At 41.1% G+C, this 2,554-nt stretch carries 3 protein-coding genes; all 3 read left to right on the top strand.

From position 1 onward, the window contains the following. Positions 1–214: 214 nt before the first annotated feature. The 3 genes from HRU42_RS20940 (at position 215) to HRU42_RS20950 (ending at position 2,424) form a co-directional block, all read left to right on the top strand. Positions 215–604, top strand: a complete 390-nt coding sequence (locus HRU42_RS20940) for an HIT family protein (RefSeq protein WP_295034011.1) — start codon at positions 215–217, stop codon at positions 602–604. Positions 605–756: 152 nt separating this feature from the next. Beyond that, complete coding sequence (locus tag HRU42_RS20945) at positions 757–1,599, top strand: methyltransferase domain-containing protein (RefSeq protein ID WP_295034012.1); 843 nt, start codon at positions 757–759, stop codon at positions 1,597–1,599. A gap of 438 nt (positions 1,600–2,037) precedes the next feature. Next, positions 2,038–2,424, top strand: a complete 387-nt coding sequence (locus HRU42_RS20950; protein WP_295034014.1) for a tautomerase family protein — start codon at positions 2,038–2,040, stop codon at positions 2,422–2,424. The last annotated feature ends 130 nt before the right edge of the window (positions 2,425–2,554 follow it).

Consider the following 2,554-nt stretch of genomic DNA (forward strand, 5'->3'; position numbering starts at 1 on the left):
ATACTAATAACTCCAATAAGGCACCACCTAATGGTGATGCTATTGGTTAGTATGAACGCAGGCTTGTTTACTCTGCCGCGTAGCGGCTTCGTTCAACAAGCTAATAAACAACGACAGAAAACAGTTGGTTTTTGCTCCTTCGTCGCTAATTGTTACCAACTATTTTATTGCCAGTTATTAGGGTGTATAAGCCAAATCGAAAGGAAAGGAAAATATGACAATAGTTGAACAAATAGTCAGTCGTGAAATAGACGCAGTTATCATTTTTGAGTCCGCTAATGTTATTGCTTTTGCGGACCATGATCCTATTAACTTTGGGCATTTACTTATAGCCCCAACGTTTCCTTATGAAAATTTCATTGATGTTCCAGAGTTAGTATTTATAGAGATAAATGAAGTGGCTAGGGATTTATACCGTCGGTTGGATTCTAAGTTTAGCCCCGATGGAATCAGCTTTATTCAGAATAATGGTAAATTTAATGATTTAGGGCATTATCATCTTCATGTGTTCCCACGTTTCGACGATGATAAGTTTGGTTGGCAAAGCAGTAATTTGGGAATTCAAAACATAAATGACTTACGCAAGACATTAGAAGACTTATAACAAGCATCGTCATTAGTGGCAGTGAGCAATCATCAGTTAATTTAAAAGTGGATAATGTTCATTTTTTCGGTGGAATATCATTATTTAAGTAAGCCCTCCAACGCTGAAGGTGTATAGTAGGGCCAGTATTTTTAACTAGACAGACGAATGATATGCCCAACTACTACCTTCATACAACAAATGCCAAACTGGCGCTGGAGGCTATCGCCAAAGGACAGTCTTGCGTGCGGATCTCCGTTGATCTGAATCTTTCGGAGCAGGACTTTTCCTTAAGTGATCAGAGCCTGGTGCTCGACGAAGACAATAGACTCTCCATTGACGAACTCAAAAAAATAGTCAAAAAGACACAGAGGATCTACCTCTGTAGCGATGGAGATATAGTTCCGCTTGAAGACCGCAGCTCTGGCTACTATAAGCTTGTTCCTACGGATGGATCACCTCTACTAGAAATTAGTGGTGTCAAGATGCACATATCCAAGGGAACCGACCCTTTTGTTAGTGCTTCCGAGATGGCTCAGCAGGCGGTACGTAAGGGTGATAAGGTACTGGATTGCTGCAGCGGACTAGGCTATGCGGCTATTGCAGCCCACCGACTAGGCGCAAGCGAGGTACTTAGTATCGAGTTGAGCCCAGAAGTAATGGGACTGCGTGCGCAGAACCCTTGGTCAAATGATTTGGGGAACAAGGGAATAGTGCAACGTCAGGGCAGCAGCTATGAGCTGATTCCCGCAATGCCAGCAGCTTCTTTCGATTCGGTCATTCACGATCCACCGCGTTTCTCCCTTGCTGGAGAGCTTTATAGCGAAGAGTTCTACCGACAGATCTTCCGAGTGCTACGTAATGACGGGCAGCTTTTTCATTACACCGGAAATCCACACATCATAAAGAAGGGAAGCAGCTTTGTTGACGGTGTCATCCGCAGGCTAAAAGCTGCGGGCTTTAAGAACGTAGTTAAGGTTGATCATCTGATGGGAGTCAGTGCGCAGAAAAAATAGAATAAAGGGGGCCGTAACAATGATTAATGATTCTTAATTTTGGTTGTATCCGGCTCCTTATTAGGGTGTTCAACAAGCCCTAATTCCTCCTCATATATAGTAAATTAATGAATTCAATCTATGATGGACTTTACCTCGATATGAAACGTCGCTATTCCCCTTATTATATTCGCCTTTCAGCTAGATTGTTCGCGAGCTTCAACACATGTCATTTCATGCTATGACCGAGTCTGGGTAAAATAAACGATCATGATGGTGTGTCTGTCAATGACTGCGCAGTAGATGCAACTCGCAGCTAAAACGTCATCTATTGGGCATTTGGATTTGACCCAATTTTGTAACAAATATATTATGACTCTGGTTTCAAAAACTAACCCACGAATTTGGAGGCTAACGCCTAGTGGGGAGTTATTATATCTAGGCATTCAAGGAACGAATATGATCGTAATTTACGGAATAAAAGAAGAACTAAATCCGATAAAATCAAAACTGTCCGATGTGATACATGGTTGCATGCAGTCCGTTTTAGGATTTCCAGAAGACAAACGAGCACATCGTTTTATACCGATGGATAGAGAAGATTTTTATTACCCGGGTGGACGTACTGATGCTTATACCGTCATAGAAATAAATATGATGGCAGGCCGCCAAATAGAAACACAGAAGAACCTTATCAAATCACTATTTCAAGAAATAGAACGTCAGCTTTTAATATATCCTGTTGATGTTGAGATCATTATAAAAGAACAAGCTCCTCATCAATGGGGGTTCCGTGGTATGACTGGTGACGAAGTAAATGATCTCAAGTATAAGGTCAACGTATAGCTGTTATATCAGTTCCTGAATTTGGACGTTATGTACTAGGAGAAAAAATGGAATTTACTTTTGAAAAAGTGACTTACAGGGATCTAGATTTAATCCTTAAATTAGGTGAGTCAGTTAATGAAGAGCATGT

Origin of the sequence: Shewanella sp. (assembly GCF_013214165.1) — a bacterium.
In the GTDB taxonomy this organism is placed as follows: Bacteria; Pseudomonadota; Gammaproteobacteria; order Enterobacterales; family Shewanellaceae; genus Shewanella.